Origin of the sequence: Pseudocolwellia antarctica (assembly GCF_049933045.1) — a bacterium.
In the GTDB taxonomy this organism is placed as follows: domain Bacteria; phylum Pseudomonadota; class Gammaproteobacteria; order Enterobacterales; family Alteromonadaceae; genus Pseudocolwellia.
In genome coordinates this window covers 1,319,873-1,337,032 of record NZ_CP187926.1, presented here as the reverse complement: position 1 = coordinate 1,337,032, position 17,160 = coordinate 1,319,873, and the positions used below count along the sequence as shown (strand labels likewise).

Annotated in this window: 13 protein-coding genes; 9 read left to right on the top strand and 4 right to left on the bottom strand. The window is 33.4% G+C overall.

Features of this window, described 5'->3' with window-relative positions:
- Window positions 1-18 precede the first annotated feature (18 nt).
- The gene (locus ACPUVN_RS05815) at window positions 19-1,989 is read right to left on the bottom strand and encodes a serine/threonine-protein kinase (RefSeq protein WP_426370172.1); all 1,971 of its coding nucleotides are present in this window, start codon (window positions 1,987-1,989) and stop codon (window positions 19-21) included.
- Between the two features lie 358 nt (window positions 1,990-2,347).
- Window positions 2,348-4,609 carry a non-hydrolyzing UDP-N-acetylglucosamine 2-epimerase gene (gene wecB, locus ACPUVN_RS05810; protein ID WP_426370171.1) on the bottom strand — a complete coding sequence of 754 codons (2,262 nt, stop codon included), beginning with the start codon at window positions 4,607-4,609 and terminating at the stop codon, window positions 2,348-2,350.
- A gap of 765 nt (window positions 4,610-5,374) precedes the next feature.
- Between wecB and ACPUVN_RS05805 the strand changes: the two genes are divergently transcribed.
- The 9 genes from ACPUVN_RS05805 (at window position 5,375) to ACPUVN_RS05765 (ending at window position 13,933) form a co-directional block, all read left to right on the top strand.
- Window positions 5,375-5,662: a hypothetical protein gene (locus ACPUVN_RS05805; protein ID WP_426370170.1), complete on the top strand. Its 288-nt coding sequence runs from the start codon at window positions 5,375-5,377 to the stop codon at window positions 5,660-5,662.
- Complete coding sequence (locus ACPUVN_RS05800) at window positions 5,628-6,572, top strand: outer membrane beta-barrel protein (protein ID WP_426370169.1); 945 nt, start codon at window positions 5,628-5,630, stop codon at window positions 6,570-6,572. Before ACPUVN_RS05805 ends, ACPUVN_RS05800 begins: the two co-directional genes overlap by 35 nt.
- Before the next feature lie 45 nt (window positions 6,573-6,617).
- Entirely contained in the window at window positions 6,618-7,157 is a 540-nt protein-coding gene (locus tag ACPUVN_RS05795) for a polysaccharide biosynthesis/export family protein (protein WP_426370168.1), read from the top strand.
- A gap of 9 nt (window positions 7,158-7,166) precedes the next feature.
- A complete protein-coding gene (locus ACPUVN_RS05790; RefSeq protein ID WP_426370167.1) occupies window positions 7,167-9,425 on the top strand; it encodes a GumC family protein in 2,259 nt (752 codons plus the stop codon).
- 430 nt (window positions 9,426-9,855) lie between these two features.
- The gene (locus ACPUVN_RS05785) at window positions 9,856-10,584 is read left to right on the top strand and encodes a tyrosine-protein phosphatase (RefSeq protein WP_426370166.1); all 729 of its coding nucleotides are present in this window, start codon (window positions 9,856-9,858) and stop codon (window positions 10,582-10,584) included.
- 32 nt (window positions 10,585-10,616) lie between these two features.
- Window positions 10,617-11,363 carry a hypothetical protein gene (locus ACPUVN_RS05780; RefSeq protein ID WP_426370165.1) on the top strand — a complete coding sequence of 249 codons (747 nt, stop codon included), beginning with the start codon at window positions 10,617-10,619 and terminating at the stop codon, window positions 11,361-11,363.
- On the top strand, window positions 11,360-11,704 hold the full coding sequence (locus ACPUVN_RS05775; RefSeq protein WP_426370164.1) for a hypothetical protein: 345 nt from the start codon (window positions 11,360-11,362) through the stop codon (window positions 11,702-11,704). The genes ACPUVN_RS05780 and ACPUVN_RS05775 overlap by 4 nt, the downstream gene beginning before the upstream one ends.
- Before the next feature lie 103 nt (window positions 11,705-11,807).
- Window positions 11,808-12,758, top strand: coding sequence for an O-antigen ligase family protein (locus ACPUVN_RS05770; RefSeq protein ID WP_426370163.1), 951 nt, complete (start codon window positions 11,808-11,810; stop codon window positions 12,756-12,758).
- A 2-nt stretch (window positions 12,759-12,760) separates the two neighbouring features.
- On the top strand, window positions 12,761-13,933 hold the full coding sequence (locus tag ACPUVN_RS05765; RefSeq protein WP_426370162.1) for a nucleotidyltransferase family protein: 1,173 nt from the start codon (window positions 12,761-12,763) through the stop codon (window positions 13,931-13,933).
- A gap of 331 nt (window positions 13,934-14,264) precedes the next feature.
- Here the strand turns inward: ACPUVN_RS05765 and ACPUVN_RS05760 are convergent, their stop codons facing one another.
- Together ACPUVN_RS05760 and ACPUVN_RS05755 are read right to left on the bottom strand one after the other, a co-directional pair.
- Window positions 14,265-15,689: a phosphomannomutase gene (locus ACPUVN_RS05760; protein WP_426370161.1), complete on the bottom strand. Its 1,425-nt coding sequence runs from the start codon at window positions 15,687-15,689 to the stop codon at window positions 14,265-14,267.
- Window position 15,690: 1 nt separating this feature from the next.
- Window positions 15,691-17,136: a mannose-1-phosphate guanylyltransferase/mannose-6-phosphate isomerase gene (locus ACPUVN_RS05755; RefSeq protein ID WP_426370160.1), complete on the bottom strand. Its 1,446-nt coding sequence runs from the start codon at window positions 17,134-17,136 to the stop codon at window positions 15,691-15,693.
- Between the last annotated feature and the right edge of the window lie 24 nt (window positions 17,137-17,160).

The window sequence follows — 17,160 nt, the reverse complement described above, 5'->3', positions numbered from 1 at the left end:
AGTTAAAAAACAATACGTTTAGTTAAGCATCGCATATAATTCATTACCTCTTTTAATCAGCTTTTGTGCTCTTTTAAAATATCTCTTTTCCATTGATGAATTGGCATAACTTAAATAAGAGGCGGCTAATTTTTTCTTAATAGCCATTAAAGGAGCGAAATCATTAGGTATTTGTGCCGCTAACCTCATCACTTTCTCATCAAGTGCTTCTAATTCTCTATAATCTGTCACCGCAATAAATTGATCATTAAATTCATTAAACGTTGATTGATAGAAGAATTCTGCGGCTTCATACGGATAAGCAGGATTGCGCCCTTCAGCCATATTTTTCTTAAAATTTGAAATAGAATTAACAGAAGCTTCCATGTTTTTGCCAAAAGTTAATAATGGTTCTGCTTCACTGTAGTTGTTAAACGCTAACTCACCTACTTTGATCAGTTCACTAATTTTACTGGCATCATGCTTACTTACTGCAGCATTAAATTTATCACGGTATAAATTAAAAGCATCGTCAGTCGGTTTAAATTTGAAATAAGGATCAATATAGAATAAGTCGTTAATAATACCTTCTATATAGTTATCGCCTTTTTCGTCGTAACGACCTTGTGTTAATAATAAATTCAAACGCTCAACTAAAGCATCGGTCGTTGCTTGTCGGTTTATATTTATTTCATTTTGTAATTGCTGAAGACGAAATGAATCAGGATAAAGCGTTAGTGCATCATTTATAACAATATCAATCTGACTATAATTTTTATAAACACTATTTGCTTGATTTGGAACATCAACAATACGTTGTTCAACAATATCGATAATCCCTTGACGATGTTCTCTCAACAAGCCTTGTTTGTATAACTGATACTTTTCAGGAATGCTGTCAACGGTTGCAAGTACTTGTGAGCTAGTAAGTTGATCAAAGTTTCTACGTTCTTTATTGTATTTCTCAGCTAATGCGACATCAGCGGATAAATCGTCAATTGTTTCTTCTTTAATTAAATAGGTTTGCGCTAATACGACTAAAGCAATAACAGCGGCTGCACTAATCGATAGTGTAGGTAATATCTGTTTAGACAAACCTTTAAGAACATCATTAATACTTTGAGTACGATCAGCTTTGAGAATAGCCAAGCCGTTTTTAAAACTTAACCATAAATACCAACTTAAATGCGCTGGTTTAGAAAGAGGCGTATTTTTAATATCAACTTTATCTGCAGTGATGCGTTGGTAAGGATGTTTACTAGATAAAAGCTCATAAGCTATACAAGAAAATGCATATACATCATCTGCTGCACATGGCGGCTTATCTTTAAGCTGCTCGTAACTTGCATAAGCTGGAGTAAATCCAGTTAAAGGAGATTGTTGCTCATGATTTTGTAACGCGTACTTATCAATATTTAGCTGGAATGATTGAGCTACACCAAAATCAAATACTTTAATTTCACCCTTGCGCGTTAAAATAATATTTGAAGGTTTTAAGTCGGTATGAACAATACCTGCTTTGTGAGCATAAATTAACGCATTGGCTATTTGTTCAATAATTTTATAAGCACCTTCAAAAGGGATACCTGAAGGTTTAGAGCGTTTAATTATTTGTTCTAACGTTTCACCGTCGAGCCATTCCATCACGATAAAATGAAAATTATCGTGAGATTCAACGTCGTAAACTCTAATAATATTTGGGTGAGATAATTGTTGGGTTTGATGCGCTTCTTTAACTAAAACTTGTTTAGCTTCAGGCGTAGATGAAAATTGTTGTAGTAATACTTTTATCGCTACATAAGGTTCAGCAACACCGGCAGGTTCTAGGTTCAAATCTTTAGCGCGGTATATATCGCTCATTCCGCCGCTGCCAAGCTTAGACTCTATAACGTAGCGCTCTTTTAGGCACTTCCCTATTAAGTTGATTTCTGTATTTTTTGGTTTTATATCAAACCCTGCAACCAGGGTTTTATCATCTATAGTCGATGATTCAGAATCATTTATGTCCATATAAAAGTACTTCTATTATTAAGTTAAAGATTACAAAATCAATTTTATAACCTATTATATAATTGCGCACATTGTGCAATTTATAACATCAAATTTCAATAAAAACTTCAGTAAACCATTTAAGTGTTTGGTTTAATTAAAATAGATATCTTAATCCTTAACACATTCTTAAACCTAATAAATTTACATCAATAATTGTAAAGAAATATTTATATAAAAATTAAAAACCGCTTTAACAGTTACGTCAAAACGGCTTTATAATTTTTATGCTTTCTCTATAGCCTTACCTGTATGACTAAGCTACAAAGCTATGCTTAAAAATAATTCTGATATTAAGTTCTAAAGTTAAAGTAAAGAGTTAGCCTCTAGTATTTAACACTGGAATGTTCAGGTCTAAATCGTTATAGCAAACATGGTCAGTGACTAGAATAACAACATCAGCCCAAGCTTGCATATCAGCTAAACTTTCAACACGTTCACAATCCCATGCAGGAACATAAGGGTCATGGTATTTAGTTTCGATACCTTGAGATTTAAAGTGTTCTAAAATCGCATCTGCTGGAGTCTCACGACAATCATCAACGTTAGCTTTATAAGCCACACCTAAAATACCAATTTTTGTGCCTTTAACTGACTTTAATAACTCAATAGCATCGTTAGCAACAATCACAGGACGTTGATCGTTAATAGCACGTGATAAACGAACTAACTCGCCCGACTTCGTACTTTCAACCAAGAACCAAGGGTCAATTGGAATACAATGCCCACCAACACCTGGGCCAGGAGTTAATACGTTAACGCGTGGATGTCTGTTCGCTAAGCGAATAACTTCATACACATCAATATCTAACTCTTTACTGATTTCAGCTAACTCATTAGCAAACGCGATGCTTACGTCGCGAGACGTGTTTTCAACTAACTTCACACATTCAGCTGTAGTTAAATCTGTTAGGAATACTTCACCTTTAACAAAGCTTTGGTATAAACGTTTAACTTTCTGTTGAGCTTCGCTATTAGATGCACCAATAATACGATCGTTATTCACTAACTCAAATAACGTTTCACCCGGAATAGCACGTTCAGGACAATGAACAACATTTACATTAACACCTGCATCAGCAAAACGTTTTTCAACGGCGATACTGGTTTGTGGTGAAATTGTTGATTCAACAATAACTGTTTGTCCATCTTTGGCTACTTTAGCCACAGCATCTGCAGCAGCAAAAACATAGCTTCGATCACAACGGTTATCTTTATGCGGAGTAGGAACTGCAATTAAGTAAGTTTCGCTTGAAGGAATAGTTGTTGAAGCTTTTAAGAAACCTTGAGAAACCACTTTTTTGATAAGCTCAGGCATACCCACTTCATCAAAAGGACATTCACCACGGTTAATTGAATCAACTTTGTCTTGGCTTAAATCTACACCCGTTACTTGATAACCCGCTTCAGCGATTAAGCTAGAAATAGGTAAACCCATATAACCCATACCAATAACAGCTACGGTTTCGTTACGCGCAACAATCGTTTCAGAATCGTCGGTTTCTTTACCCGTAATAATATCAAGAATATATTCAGCAACATGACCATCGCCAAACGGGTTTTCCCAATGGAAATCACCAGCAGCTAACCACTTCTCAGCAGCAGCAATAGCTTTATCAGCATCGCGCCCCACTAAAACGTTAGCGCCAACTTCAATAGACTCAGGACGTTCAGTATTTTCACGTAACGTAATACACGGAACACCTAATAAACACGCTTCTTCTTGAATACCACCAGAATCGGTTAAAATAAGTTTTGCATGCTTTTGTAGTTGAATAAAATCTAAGTAACCAATTGGCGGAATAAGTTTTAAATAGCTTGGTAACTCAATTTTAAATTCTTTAAGCTTAGCTTGTGTACGAGGATGAATTGGCCACACAATCGTTTGTTGATATTTATCATGTAACTTATCAAATAACGCTAATAGCTCTAATAAGTTTGCAGAAACATCAACATTTGATGCTCTGTGAGCCGTAACTAAAAAGAATTCTTTAGACTTAACGTCTAGTTCTTCTAATATTTTGCTTTTCTCAGCAGACAACTCTAAATGTTGAAATAAAGAATCTGATACCGTATTACCCACTTTAAAGATTTTAGCGTGATCAATACCTTCTTTTTTCAGAATAGTTTCTTGATTAGGACCTACCGCAAAAAGAAAATCACTGATGTGATCTGTCATAATACGGTTAGTTTCTTCAGGCATAGTACGGTCGTAACTACGAAGCCCTGCTTCTATGTGCCCTACTTTAATACCTAATTTAGATGCCGCAAGTGCACCCGCTAAAACAGTATTAGTATCGCCCTGAACAAGAACAACATCAGGTTTTTCGTCAACTAAAATAGGTTCCATTTTAATCAGAATGTTACCCGTTTGATTACTATGTAATCCTGAACCTACACCTAAATTATAGTGTGGTTTTGGTAACTCAAGTTCGTCAAAGAATATGCTATCCATTTCTTGAGAGTAATGCTGGTTAGAATGAATAATAAAATAAGGAATACCTCTATTTTTACATTCTCTAATAACCGGAGCCATTTTTATAATTTCAGGCCTAGTGCCTACTACAATACCTATTTTCATTAGTTTCACTTAAATTATCAGGGGAAAAATACTCACATCAAAAAGTATTAAGTACAGCAACACCGAACTCATTTCGACAAAACGACTTATATAAACAATACAGAGTTAAATAAATTTCCCGGAGTTTATTAATGTTACACATTAAAAGTTGAAGCATGTTACTAAAATGATAACAGAATTATTTTTTTTATTAAATAAAACTAAATCGATCATAAAACTCAATACAATCTATTTTCATACAACTAGTTTCCTCTTTATATAAAAGAAGAACACTCGCGAGTGCGTTATTTAATATTTCAAAATTAATAACCGTGTATACAATCAGTTTAAATCGTCTGTTAAAAATCACTTATCTCTCTTTACCTAAGTAATTTTAACTAGTACGTGAAAGCCTGAACAACATACAGTCAGGTGATTTTATGAGAATATATGTAACTGTATTTTCCATATGATTTTAAAAACATAAAATATTATACATCCGTATATATTCTCAAATAATAAAAAAATGTAGTAAAATTACTACAAATTAATATTATTCATCTATAAAATCTAGAATATATATTCTATTCTTGGATTGTTACAAATTAGTCTGCTAAAATCGCGAAATAAAATAATAAGACTTAAACCTTTATTGAAAACTTAAATTTCATACAAAGTTAACAAAGATATTTTATTATAATGAACACTTGTTAATTTTATGATGGAAATAGCTCCTCAAAAATTGAAATGCAAAGTTATCAGCCAGTAATAAGGAAATATAGAAGTTTGAAACGGAATAAAAACATATCACCAATACTTAAACGTATAGTTAAGCACTCATATCTATTACTACTACTTACTTCTTCTATTCCAATAAATGCTGAAGAAAGACCAGGTTTATTGTTAAATGGATCTATATCAGCGGAACATAGCGATAACGTACTTAATAATGCGACACAGACTTCAGATACTGCAATTGTTGTCACTCCTAATGTTAAATACTTAGGTTTAATAGGTAAACATTCCGTATTATTTAGTTATGATGGTAAATTTTCGACTTATAAAAAAGAATAGCAATCTTAACTACAACAGTCACGCAATAGCTGCAGGTACGCGGCTAGACCATAGTCATAGGATAAATACTGAATTTAAAATTGGTTTTGACAAAAGTATTGAAGTCCCGGGCACAACCAACTCTTCCACACAAGCATTAACTGATTTCAATAAGTATGAAAATCTGTCCGCTTTAGGCAAGTTTTATTATGGTCAAACTAATAGTATTGGTCAAATAGTCTTGGGTTATAGATTTAACGATCGTAAATATACAAACAATGGACAATCATACAGAGATGTAAAACAAAACCAATTAAGTGCCACATTTTTTTACCGTATAGCCCCAAAAACTCGAATATTACTTCAAGCATCCACAGAGAAGTTTGGCTACTATGACCAATCGACATCAAATGGATTAATATTCAATCAGTCTAGTGATAACAATACATTTTTAACAGGTATAGAATGGAAAGCAACGGCTAAATCTACAGGTATATTCAAAATTGGTTATCAAGATAAAATATATGATGACTCAAGGTTTAATGATATTTCTGGCTTGTCTTACCTACTTGACATGATTTGGAAGCCAAATACTTATACAAGTATCAAACTAGGGGCTTCACGCCAAACAACTGAATCAGCAATATTAAACGAAGGTGGTTTTTTGACTGCATCATACTCCTTAGATGTTTCTCACAAAATAACACCTCGTACAATTATAACTGCACAATATAATATTAGTAATGATGAAATAGTTTCTATTAGCAGTAGAACTGATAAAAGCAACTCGATAAGACTAAGTTTGAATCATAGTCTTCGAAATTGGTTGAACATTAGTCTTTCCTATAAATACCAAGAAAAAAAGTCAAATGTAGACATCTATAACTTCAAATCAAACATTATTGGTTTAACACTAGAAACTTCTTTCTAGTGATAAACCAATAACTAAATATTTAAGCTTATTAAAGGAATAACCATGAAAATAACCAAACTAATTATTACTCTAACCTTGAGTATAATGATGTTTTTATCATTTAATACATCAGCTAAAGCCCCTGATAGCTATAAAGTTTCTACAGATGATGAAATCTCCATAACTGTATTTAATGAGCCAGATCTAAGTATCAATAAAACAAGAATTGGAGCCAATGGTTCTATTTCGTTACCTCTTATCGGACAAATAAATATAAAAGGCCTTTCTATAACCCAAATTGAAATGAAAATAACTAATCTATTATTAGACGGTTACCTTAAAAAACCAAACGTATCAGTTACGATAACAGAGTACCGTCCATTCTATATAAACGGAGAAGTAAAAAAACCAGGCAGCTACCCTTACCGTAAAGGGTTGACTATAGAAAAAGCAATAACACTTGCAGGCGGTTTTACTGAAAGGGCCTCAAAATCTTCAATTTCTCTTGTAGGTGAAGTCGAAAAAAGATTTGTCAAAGCAGTTTCACTTAAAGATACAGTTAAACCCGGTGACGTAATAACTATCAGCGAAAGCTTTTTTTAAGGATATAATATGAACTCAGTAGTACCTGAAAAAGCATCTTCGCTTAATCAAGTAATAAATCAAAATGATAACCTTTCATTCAACACTGAAGAGGTTATAGATATAGGGCAATATTGGCGTACAATTAAAAGAGCTAAATGGGGAATTATTGTAATTACCTTATGTAGTTTAATGGTCGGTGCATTCATTGCATCTTCATCTGTACCTTTATACAAAGCATCAAGCAAAATATTAGCTGATCCACAAAAACCTGCAGCAGATAGGAATGAACAATATATAGCAACTGCACTTGTATTTTTGTATTACGAAACACAGTACGAAATAATAAAGTCTAGAAATATCGCAGAAGTAGTTGTTGAACGACTAAACCTTGTTGAAAAATATAAAAAAGAACAAAAAAAAATAAAGTCTATAAAAAGATCTGGATTAAGTGAAAGTATTAAAGAGTTTAAAAGTGAAATATCAATACTTTTCGCTTCAGATAGTACAAAAAAGGAAACTCCGAAAATACTAAGTGATAGTGAAATAAAAGTAATGTTGGCTTCGGGCATTCAAGCGAATGTGGAAGTATCAGGCGGGAAACAAAGCCAAATAATAAATATTAGCTATACCTCTCATGATCCAAAGGAAGCTGCAGATATAATAAATGCAATATCAGAAGCTTATATACAATTTGGTTTAGAATCCCGTTTAGGCGATGTTAAAAATACCGAATCTTGGTTGAGCGAACAATATGCCCAGCTTAAACAGAAACTCCAAGATTCAGAGTCTAAGTTGAGTGCATATAGATCACAACAAGGGCTAGTAGATACCGAACAACAACAGCGTCTTGCTAATTCGCAACTACAATCTTTAAACAGCGAATTAATAAGAGCACAAACTAACTTAAGTTCAGCCGAAGAGCAATTTCTAGCCGTTAAAAATGTTGAACCTGGTTCTCAAGAGTTTTATTCGTTAGGTCCGGTTCTTCAGAACCGAACGGCTAATGACTTGGTAAAGAATGTGGGTCTATTAATACAACGTGTGAATGAGTTATTTGAACGTTATGGTGAAAAACATCCTAAAATGATAGCTGTCCGCTCGGAGCTTAAAAGTGCACGTGATAGTTTACAAAACGAAGTAAATAAAGTTGTAGAAAATATTGAGAAAAACTACAAGTTAGCTCAGTTTCAGGTGACTAATATTGAAAAGCTTATTGCTAAAAGCAGAAATGATATTCAATCACTTCAAACTGAGAACTTTTCATTAGTGAGCTTAGAGCGTGAAGTAGAAAATAACCGAAGAATATATGAGAACTTTCAAGTGAGCTTAATGGAAACTAGTGGTAAAAGTGAATATAATAGTTCAAATGTTCATATTATCGACCAAGCTACAGTTCCAAAATCACCTTTTAAACCCAACAAAAAATTAATTATTATATTAGCTGGTATGTTTGGTTTGTTTTTGGGTGTAGTTTTAGCATTTGTTCGTGAGGCTTTAGATAACACATTTAAAACACCAGACGCTGTTGAAGAGCGATTAAAACTTGCTGCACTTGGCATTACACCAGTAGTAAAAATCAACAAGAAAACGGCAATCCCTGAAAAGCAATACCTCGATGATTCATTGTCGCCATTTGCTGAAAGTATAAATACTATACGTACAGGTTTATTATTCTCAAATATAGATAATCCACCTAAAACAATACTTGTTACGTCTGCTACAGGTAGTGAAGGTAAATCGACAATGGCGATGAACTTAGCTGCTGCTTACAGTAACTTAGGCAAAACTTTATTGTTAGAGGTTGATTTACGTAAACCAAGTGTTGCTAAAAACTTAGGTATTACCAACAAACTTGGCCTCACTGATTTAATCTCTGGTACTGTAAGTTCAGCATCTGAAATTTTATACAAAGATAATGATGATAAACTTAATGTGATTACATGTGGGACAGTAGTTCGTAATCCGCTAGAGTTACTTTCATCTAAGAAATTTGAAGAGGTATTAGCCTCATTACAAACACATTATGAATACATCGTTTTAGATGGACCCCCTACACTTCCTGTTAGTGATTCTTGTATATTAGCTAATAAAGTTGATGGTGTTGTTTTTGCAGTTAAAGCTGAAGATACACGAATTAAAGTTGCTAAAGAAGCAGTTACTCGTTTACAAAAATTACACGCTAACATTATTGGTGCGGTGCTTACTGTAGCTGAGCCTCACAAAATGAGTTATTACGGTGATCATTATTATTCCGGTGAGTATTACGGTACTAAACCAGAGAAATAAAATACTAGAATAATATTTAAGTCAGAAATTATTATTTTAAAAGGCTCCTAATGATTAAATTCATTAGGAGCCTTTTTTTGTTGATTTTCTATTAACTGTCAGCTAATTACGCCAATTACCCTAATTAAAAGATAAACCACGGAGTACACAGAGGGACTTCGTCCTACACAGAGAAAAGTTCTTATTGTGTTAAAAAATTCGTAAAATTAACGCAATTCGTTGGTAACGTTTTTAAAATAACAATGTTTAGTTCTTGACCTACCTCCTAAAGCGCAGCGCCTCGGTGGTAAATAGTTTTCTTGTTTTAAAGAATTCGTTAATAACTCTTTCCAGTAAAAATCACTTACATATTTTTTAAAAATAAAACTAACCACATCAATACTTTCGGCTATAATCTATACTTGTGATCTAACACTAACTTGGTGAAAAAATGATAGACATACACAGCCATATTTTACCCGGTATAGATGACGGAGCTAAAAGCCTAGATGAAGCACTTGAAATGTTGAAAATATCCATAGACCAAGGCGTTACAACCCAAGTTTTAACGCCTCATATCCATATAGGTCGATTTAACAATACTAAACAACACATAGAGCAAGAGTTCATAAAATTCCAAGAACAAGTAGATGCTGCTAACTTACCTATAAAATTACTATTAGGTGCAGAGTTACGTATTGGTCCTGAAATAATGCAGTTAATAACTACAGACAATGTTCCATGGCTAGGTAATATAAATAATCAACGCACTTTCCTTTTAGAGTTTCCTCGTACAGAAGTCCCTTTTGGAAGTGACAACCTAGTAAGATGGTTACTATCAAAAGATTGCTTACCCATCATCGTACATCCTGAACGCAATAGTACGTTCTTACACAACAGAGATAAATTACAAACATTTATTGATTTAGGATGCCCATTACAGGTAACAGCCAGTAGTATTACAGGGAAGTTTGGTGCAGAAGTACAACAAATGGTAGAAGAGCTTTTAATTGAAGATCAAGTAAGTGCTATTGCTTCAGACTGCCATAATCTAAAAGGTAGAGCACCTGATTTATTAGCCGGCGTGAAACAAGCCAAAACTTTGATTGGTGAGAAACAGGGACAAAATTTAGTATCAATTATACCCAAAGAGTTAATATCAAATAACTCTTTTTTATAAATAACTTTCCTTGGCTAAATAGTATTAAGAATATGAGTAACAATATAAAACATAACTACCCTATAATATTAGTAAGTTTAACTTTCCTTGCTTTGGCTATCTGGGCAAGTATCTTATCATGGTCAGAAATACTTACAATTCGACCTCAAAAGGTTCTCAAACAATTAAATAAGACTCATCATATTGAGCCAACCTTAATCAATAAAATGATAGATCGAGTTAACACGTCAACGACTCTAAATCCTAGTTCAGCTAACAACCATTTAATTCTTGCACAATTATATGAATACTTACATGAATCAAGTCCAGAAAAGAATAATATTAACTACCTAGTGTTGGCAGAGAGTGAATATCTAAAGGCTATATATTTACAACCAAATTGGGACAAGGCTTGGGCTCAACTTGCAAAGTTTTATGATAAAAAAAATGACGGTTACAAGATGCTATATGCTTTGGAAAAAGCAATGTTTTTAGGACCTTTTGAATATAATATTCAAGAATTAATATTACCTGTAATATTTAAGTATTGGGAGTTAGTAAATAATTCAGACAAAAATGCGGATAAGATAAAACAAATACTAAAGCACATATTTAAATACAAGAAAAAAATTCATCTCACATTCACTTATGCCTTAAAAAGTAAAAACCTAGAAGCTATGAAAGTTATAGAATTTATGACATCTAAAAAAGAATACAAAAAGCAATTAAAAATTCAACGTTTAAAACTTCAAGTGAATGATAGCCAATACGAAAATACAAATTTGGACGTTAATCAGTGAATAAACAACAACCATTATTTGTTCCAAGTAATTTAGGTCTTCTATCGGGACTTTTAGCAGTTATAATTATTTTACCTTGGTTTCATGGTGGAGAAATTAATTGGCAATATAAGATATTTGAATCTGCTCTATTCTTAATGTTTGCATATTTCTGTATGAAAGCTATTAAAACGAATTCTCTGATTCTATTATTAAAACCACTACAAAAATTTAAATTACCTATTTTATTATTACTATCATTTTGCTTATATTCATTTTTTCAAGCAGTTGATCTAAATACTATATTTGACTTTAATCAAAAAACAAACGACAGCTCATTTGTAGAAAAAAAAATTAGGTAGTCTTAGTATATCCCCAGAACATTCTTTCAATGAAGCATTAAAACAATTTAGTTACTTAAGTGTTTTTGTATTAACCATATTATTAATAACTACTAAAAAAAGAGTGATAACTATAGTCACAGTAATTTTTACAGTTTCTGCTCTAACAGCTCTACATGCAATAATAAATTATTATACTGATGGAGGATTTCTGTATATTGACACGTTACCTCCTTGGCACGCATCTAATTATAAAACAATTCATGGTCCTCTAAGCTATAAAAATCACTATGCATCATTATTAATACTTACTATTCCATTAGGTTTTGGGTTACTTTTAAGTAATAAATCTCCCAAACATCATTCAAAGTCAGCTTTAGTATTAAACTTCATTTTATCTAAAAACTTTATACTATTTGTTGCTTCCTTGTTTATGATAATGGTTTTGATATTTAACACCTCTAGAGGTGGTTTAATAGCATTCATATTAGGAACAACTATAACAACAATATTATTTTTTTATATTAAGAAAATTAAACCAAAAAACATATATAAAAACATTGCAGGGTTAATATTAATATTTATAACGATTATTTTTTCTGGTCTATCCGACCGGCTTTTTGAGCGTATCAGTAACTATGGTGAAAATGGGAGGGATATATTAAGGACTACAGCGTTAAACATTGTAATTGACAATCCAATTATAGGAACAGGACCTGGTACTTATCCTGCGATACAGCATAAGTATAAACCTGACACATTAAATGGAAATAAAATGTGGCAACATGTTCATAATGACTACCTAGAGTTACTGAGTAACCAAGGTATAATAGGTATCTTATTACTTGGAACAGCAATATCGATGCTAATATTTTCGCTAATTAAAGGGATAAAATCCAACAATAGCTCTTTATTAGGAATTCAAACTTCATGCCTATGCTCTGTGTTTTGTGTATTGATCCATTCCCTTATGGACTTTAATTTTCAGTTACCTGTTATCAATGTATATTTTTATATAATTCTTGCTGTAGGGATAAGAATATCAAGCATCAAACAAAGCCGAAGCCACTATTAAATATGAAGAACAATATTTCTAATCCCTTACATATATTATCCTCATTGGTACGCGCTAAGTCTATAGATGAGATTAGCCCTTTTGATGCAAAGAATATTGATGAGTTATATTCATTGAGTATAAATCATGGAGTTGCTAACCAAATCAACTCAAACTTGACTGATTTTTTATCTAAAGAAAAAAAAATCGTTGAAAATACACAACAGCTATCATCATTAACTCAACTTAATATAAAGCTCACGACGTTTGCCCAACATAGTAAAGTAATTAGTACTATAACTGATAACGCAGCTAAAAATTTCCTTCTTGCTTTAGCTGAAGCAGAGATAAAGGTTGTCGTACTTAAGGGATTTTCATTAGGTTACCAAGTATATAAAACATCTTATTTACGACCTAAAACAGATGTGGATATTTTAATAAGAAATGAAGATAAACGGAGAATATCTGAGATTTTCGTAAATTTAGGTTATAGCAACCCTCGAGGATGGGAACCACAAGCAATTAATAATCAATTTTCAATGAAAAAAATGCTAAGTAAAGGAGTAAGTACTCTTTTTGACGTCCACCTTAAAATAAGTAACAGCAAGCAAATTGAAAATATTCTAAATTATGATGAGTTGCTGATATCTGCTAACTCCACTCAACTAACTAACATTAACTTAATTAATAAACCGTACGCACTCATACACGCTATTTTCCATTTATTACACCACAAGTCATCTGGAGATTTAATTAAGCTAATATGGCATTACGACCTCTATTTAATTACTAAGCAACTTAATGAAACTGAGTTAGTGCAATTAAAAGAGTTAATAAAAAGTAAAGGTTTAAGTAACTTAGTTCAGTATACTCTTACACTGACTGCTAACTACCTCCCTACCAATGAATTACAGCACTTAATTGAATGGTGTAATACGTCAGAAATTACTAAAACTTACCAACCGCAATATGATTATTTATTGGGAAGAACATTGGGTATAAAAGGTGTTTGGCTAACTTTGTGTGCTACTGAAGGATTATCAAATAAAGTAGCTATAATTCAAGAAATGGTATTTCCTCCAGCAGAAGAAATTTATATAAAGTACGGTAAAGACAGTGGCTGGCCACTCGTAATGTTATATATAAGAAGAATATTTACCGGTTCAATAAAATATATTTTCAAAAAGAAAAAATAATAAATCTGTCAGCTAATTACACCAATTACCCTAATTAAAAGATTAGCCACAGAGTACACAGAGGGACTTAGTCCTTAACAGAGAAAAGGTTAATAACGATTAAGATTGATGTTTTAAACAATTCGTGAAATTAGGGTAATTCGTTAATAAGGTCTTTAAAAAAAAAGTATTTTGAACTTCTCGGTGTGTGCGAAGCACAACTCTGTGCTCTCGGTGGTAAACTTCTTTGTGTTTCAATATCTAACTGTGAGCTAATTACGCCAATGACACTAATAAAAATGTAGATTATAAATAATTAGTGAAATTAGCGTAATTCGTTGATAAAAAGTCCCTAAAGACTCACAACTTTACCTAACACTTGTACAACCAATTGCTTGGCTTTTTCATCACTTGTAGATTCAGCATAACAACGTAATTCTGGTGCATTACCTGAAGGTCTTAAATGAATCACATCGTTATCTGATAACGTCATTCTTAAGCCATCAGTCACATCAATACTCGTAACCGTTAAATCATCAAAACCTAATAACTTAATAAGCGTTGAAGCATCTTGAGTATAAGTTTCAATTAGCTGCTTACTTTTTGCTGTAGCAAACTTTTGAATTCTATCACTCGCTGAAAAACGCTCAGTACAATCGCTTACTAAATCAGAAATATTATTATCGCCTGCCGCAGCAAGTAACATAATGGCAGGTAAAAGTGCATCACGAGTAGGTAAGGCTTTTAATACTTTACCGTTGATACTTGTATCAGACCCTAATAAAAAACCACCGTTTGCTTCAAAACCAGCAACCGATTTATAGCTTTTACTTAAACGTTCAAACTCAGCAATAACATAAGGTGAACCAATGCGAGTTCTCTCTATTTTTTTGAAAGCATTTGAAAGCTCAATCGATGTATTACTATTAACAGGAATAGATAACGCTTCAACATTAAGTTGTTTAGCACACAATAAACCTAAAATATCACCACGTAACCAAACGCCCTTCTCGTCTGCAATTAAAGGACGATCGCCATCGCCATCTGTAGAATAAATAGCATCAAAGCCATATTCTTTTGACCAATTAATGGCTTTCAACTGATCTTCAGCAGAAACAGCCTCAGTATCAATAGGAACAAAATGGTCGCTACGCTCAAGCGATGTGACCTTAGCACCTAATTCTTCAAACAAAGCTTGGTATAAGTCTCTACCAGCACTTGAATGCTCGTAAATACCAATATGTTTACCTTGTAAAAATGGCTTATCAAATAACGACGAATAACGACGAATATATTCTTCACCAGCTACTGTACTTACTTCTAATTCTTCTAAAGTGCTTAATGGTTCAAAAGCCGCTTCACTTTTCAGAATAGAAAGCTCGTCGCTTTTACTAATTTCACCATCAGGTCGATAAAACTTTAAGCCATTACGATCAAACGGAATATGGCTACCGGTAACCATAATACAAGGAATGTTTCTTTCCATCGCAGCATAAGCTAAAGCGGGAGTAGGAATAACACCACAATAAATTATCTCAATGCCCTGCTGCTTTAAAGCGGCACTACAAGCTTGAGCCATAGCATAGCTGCTTGGACGATTATCAATAGCAATAGCTAAACGCTCAAAAGTAAATTGCCCTTTTAACGTATCAATAAAAGCTAAAGAAAATGCCGCACAAACGTCTGGCGTAAATTGCTCTACTAAACCACGTGCACCACTTGTACCAAAAGCTATACCACTATTCGCTAACACTGTATTTGCTTGTAATGTGCTCATATTATTTTACTCTACCGTAACGGTCTTCAAAGCGAACAATATCGTCTTCACCTAAATACGAACCAACCTGAACTTCAATTAGCTCAAGATCAATTACCCCAGGGTTATTTAACGCATGAACAACGCCAACAGGTAAATAAACCGATTCATTTTCAGTTAAGAAAATTTCTTCTTCGCCTTTTTGTACAATTGCTGTTCCAGAAACTACTACCCAATGTTCAGCACGATGATGATGCATTTGTACTGACAACTTAGCCCCAGGTTTAACCGTAATGCGTTTAACTTGGAATCGTTCACCATTATCTACTGAATCGTATTTACCCCAAGGGCGATAAACTTCACGATGTACAGAAGGTTCTGAACGACCATTTTCTTTAAGTTTATTTACAATCGTTTTAACATGTTGTGCTTCATCTTTATGAGCAACTAAAACAGCATCTTTAGTATTTATTACTACTAAGTCTTTCACGCCAACAGTCGTTACTAATTTATCTTCGCTGATTACCAAGGTGTTATGTGTATCAACTGACTCAACATCACCGGTAAAAGCATTACCGTTTTCGTCTTGTTTAGACACTTCTAATAAAGCGGCAAAACCACCAACATCATTCCAACCAGCGTCCATAGGTACAACTACAACATCAGAGTTGTTTTCTGCACATAATGGTTCCATTACAGCGTAATCGATTGAATCGTCAGGACACTGCATAAACGCGTCTTTATCTACACGAACAAAATCCATATCTTGATTTTGTACTTGCATTGCCTTAACACACGCATCATAAATTGCAGGGTTATATTTTTTAAGCACATCAACATACTGGCTTGCTTTAAACATGAACATACCACTGTTCCAGTAATATTCACCCGAATCAACATAACCTTTAGCTGTTTCTAAGTCAGGTTTTTCAACAAAGCTACTCACTAAAAAAGCGTCATCGCTAACTGCACTGCCGCGTTTAATATAGCCATAGCCTGTTTCAGGGCTATTAGCCACAATACCAAAAGTTACTAACTTATCGTTTTTAGCATGTTCATAAGCTTGTTTAACCGAAGTTTGAAAAGCAGCTTCGTCGCTAATTACATGGTCAGCAGCTAATACAAGTAATACAGGATCTTCACCATCTTTTGCTGTTTCTAACGCATGTATTGCTGCTAAAGCAATAGCTGGTGCGGTATTACGACCAACAGGCTCTAAGAATATTCCACCATGTTCTGCACCTAGTGTTCTTACTTGTTCAGCAGCAATAAAACGATGCTCTTCATTACAAATAAGCATACAAGGGGCGTTGCCTAAACCATTTAAACGAGAAATAGTTTGTTGCAGCATTGTTTGGCTATGATCGTTACCACACCCTAAAGCTAAAAATTGTTTTGGGTAATTGCTACGAGACAAAGGCCATAAACGTGTACCTGAGCCACCGGCCATAATTACGGGTAAAATCATTTTTAAATATCCTATTTATAAATT